The sequence below is a fragment of the Novacetimonas hansenii JCM 7643 genome, from assembly GCF_000964405.1.
GTDB classification, from domain to species: Bacteria; Pseudomonadota; Alphaproteobacteria; order Acetobacterales; family Acetobacteraceae; genus Novacetimonas; species Novacetimonas hansenii.
The window spans coordinates 1-2,783 of the sequence record NZ_BANE01000162.1 but is presented as its reverse complement, the minus strand read 5'-3'; the positions used below and the strand labels follow the sequence as shown (position 1 = coordinate 2,783).

Annotated in this window: 4 protein-coding genes; 3 read left to right on the top strand and 1 reads right to left on the bottom strand. The window is 51.4% G+C overall.

Annotated features, from left to right (window positions below; genetic code table 11):
• Window positions 1-318 precede the first annotated feature (318 nt).
• Window positions 319-522, top strand: a complete 204-nt coding sequence (locus B7G66_RS11205; RefSeq protein WP_003621800.1) for a TOBE domain-containing protein — start codon at window positions 319-321, stop codon at window positions 520-522.
• Between the two features lie 88 nt (window positions 523-610).
• On the opposite strand, the gene B7G66_RS11200 is transcribed toward B7G66_RS11205, so the two are convergent.
• Window positions 611-1,537: a LysR family transcriptional regulator ArgP gene (locus B7G66_RS11200; protein ID WP_075596402.1), complete on the bottom strand. Its 927-nt coding sequence runs from the start codon at window positions 1,535-1,537 to the stop codon at window positions 611-613.
• Between the two features lie 73 nt (window positions 1,538-1,610).
• Here B7G66_RS11200 and B7G66_RS11195 point away from each other — a divergent pair, with 73 nt between their 5' ends.
• Both B7G66_RS11195 and B7G66_RS11190 read left to right on the top strand, forming a co-directional pair.
• The gene (locus B7G66_RS11195) at window positions 1,611-2,228 is read left to right on the top strand and encodes a LysE/ArgO family amino acid transporter (protein ID WP_040511056.1); all 618 of its coding nucleotides are present in this window, start codon (window positions 1,611-1,613) and stop codon (window positions 2,226-2,228) included.
• Between the two features lie 27 nt (window positions 2,229-2,255).
• Entirely contained in the window at window positions 2,256-2,576 is a 321-nt protein-coding gene (locus B7G66_RS11190) for a DMT family transporter (protein ID WP_003621794.1), read from the top strand.
• Window positions 2,577-2,783: the final 207 nt, after the last annotated feature.

The following is a 2,783-nucleotide window of genomic DNA, read 5'->3' as shown; positions in this document are numbered from 1 at the left end:
TTCGAAGCTTTTTGGAAAAAGCTTCACCAAAAACCTTTATAATTCTAATACGTTATCGAGCCTTACTTTTCAAATAGTCTCTTAACAGGGCGGCGTTCTGTCGAGGCTGTCTGGAACACTCCTTCGCCAGAACCTGCCTTATGATTTCGGGGCATTCCCTGTGCTGACTGTTCAAACATCCCCTTATCAATGGGGTGTTTTCAGGCGGTGCCTTATGCCGCATGACATGCATCAGGGATGCGATGCCACGCCGGTTTGCCACATGTCACCATTCGTGGATACAACAGGGGCCGGACATCATCAGCGGAGCATTCACACATGAAAATCAGCGCACGTAACCAGATCGCCGGGACCATCACCCAGATCACCAAGGGCGCGACCACATCGCATGTCAGCATCGACATCGGCGGCACGATCCTGACGGCCTCCATCACCAACGAAGCAGTGGCGGACCTGAACCTGAAGGTCGGTGAAGCCGCGACCGCCATCATCAAGGCATCCGACGTCATGGTCGGCGTCTGATAACGTCACGGCCTGCCCCTTTCCTGCAATGGAGCCGTATCAAAGGCCATCTCCCGGGCCGGATCGGAACGCCTGTACCATGATCTGGCTACGGTGAATGCAGACAGCGTTTAGTGTTCTGGACTAAACAAGAATGTCGAACACATTCATTTTTTAAGTGAAGGGTAAGGTCGTTCAATAACTTACTCTTCACTCTAGGTATGACCCAGTAAAGATCGATAGCAAGGCGATGGCCGGGAACGATTTCGATCAGACTGCCTTGAGACAGATATCTGTCCACGAGGCTGAGCGGCTGTAACCCCCATCCAATATTGTTGAGTGTAAAATCAAGGAAGCCGTGCGTAGAGGGAATATAATGTACCCGCTGCGGTAAATCTGTATTGTGCAGAGTACGCAACCACCGAGCCTCCAGGCCATCGTTTCGGTCGAAGCATATGCAAGGTGCGCTCTTAAACTCGATCGCCGTCGCTCCAGCGCTGAAGTATTTCGCTATAAAATCCGGAGAGGCACAAGCAACATACGGCATCGCCCCTAAGTGAATGGAGCTGCATCCGGGGACCGGGTCTGTCTGGGATGTGATTGCCGCTATAACCTCGCCTGATCGAAGACGCTCGGCTGTACAGGTCTCATCCTCGACGAGAAGGTCGAGACAAACTCCTGCTTCTGTAGCAAAACATGAAACAGCTGCTGGAAACCACGTTGCGAGACTATCAGCGTTTACGGCAATTCTGAGGGTAACATCAGGAGAGGACAAGAGCCCTGACGTATGGGAAAGATGAGGAATCTCTGCCTCAAGCAGATGAACTTTGTCCAGATGTGTCACCAGGGCCTGCCCTAAATCCGTTGGTCTGCATGGCTGTCCACGGATAATCAGCAAGGCGCCCAGCCTGTCTTCATACCCTCTGACGCGTTGAGAGACTGCAGAAGCCGTGATGTTCAATTTCCTGGCCGCGCCATCAAAGGAGCCTTCCCGGATGACAGCGCTGACCGCCGCAAGAGCATTATAATCCAACATCAATAAAGGATTGCTTCATCAGGATAAGAAAAACAAGTTTTCCTTCATTGACTGCATTGCGTAGGAAGGCTGAATGATGCCTTTCATGATCAGCTTTCTTTCCGGGTTTGCGCTTTCTGCCTCGCTGATTGTCGCGATCGGCGCTCAAAATCTGTTCGTTCTTCGACAGGGCCTGAAGAACGAACATGTCGGTCCTGTTGTCCTTTTCTGCGGCTTCTCTGACGCTGTCCTGATTATCGCGGGGGTGGGCGGAATGGGGGCTTTGTTGGGGGCGCTCCCACAAGTCGCCAAAGGATTTACGCTCGCTGGTGCTGGATTTCTGTTTTGGTACGGTGTGAGAACGCTACGACAAGCTATGCGAACAGAGAGCATGACAGTCGCCAAGGGCGCTTCTGTCTCTTTACCAAAAGCCTTGGCTTCAGTCGCCGCGTTCACCTGGCTCAATCCGCATGTCTATCTCGATACGGTTCTCTTGATGGGTACGGCTTCGACAGCGCAACCACTCCCTCTTAGACCATTTTTTGCAGCCGGGGCGACATCTGCCAGTTTTCTGTGGTTTGGAGCGTTAGGCTATGGCGCACGCTTTTTGCAACCGCTGTTTGCCACGCCAAAATCCTGGAAGATTATGGATCTTGTTATCGGGTGTATGATGCTTTTCCTTGCAATTCTTCTGCTGCGACAGGGTCTCTAAAACTTCTGAAAATACAGGAATATTTCAGTGCACTGGATTGCTCTTATCGTTGCGGGTATCTTCGAGGTAATCTGGGCTTCTGCTATGAAGCAGTCAGAAGGATTTTCGAAATTCTGGCCTTCCATGATTATGCTTGTCGGGATGCTCATTAGCTTTGGCCTTCTGTCTCTGGCTATGAAGTCACTGCCGTTGGGAACGGCTTACACTGTCTGGACAGGAATAGGCGCGGTTGGGGCATTCCTGGTTGGGATAGTTATCCTGGGGGAAGCGTTCACGCTGACCCGAGCTTTAGCTGCCATCTTCATTGTTTGTGGTCTCGTCTTAATGAAAATATCCAACCACGAGTAATGTGCTTCACCATCAAGACGCTGCAACCGACAACTGAAAGCTATCTTTCAATACTGTGTCCGCTTTGTTAGCTACATCTTCTCCCCCCATAACTACCTATCTGCTTTATGGATTTCAGCAGACAGGCAGCAGCATTGAGTGTGGACCTGCTATTTCTGGCACAGCCACAGCGGATCAGTGATCCGGGCTTCCCAGCGCCATGCGCAC

Bases quoted from the DNA above. Each gene is read 5' to 3' on its own strand.
- B7G66_RS11205 (WP_003621800.1), top strand. From the start codon at position 319: ATGAAAATCAGCGCACGTAACCAGATCGCCGGGACCATCACCCAGATC.
- B7G66_RS11195 (WP_040511056.1), top strand. From the start codon at position 1,611: ATGATGCCTTTCATGATCAGCTTTCTTTCCGGGTTTGCGCTTTCTGCC.
- B7G66_RS11200 (WP_075596402.1), bottom strand. From the start codon at position 1,537: ATGTTGGATTATAATGCTCTTGCGGCGGTCAGCGCTGTCATCCGGGAA.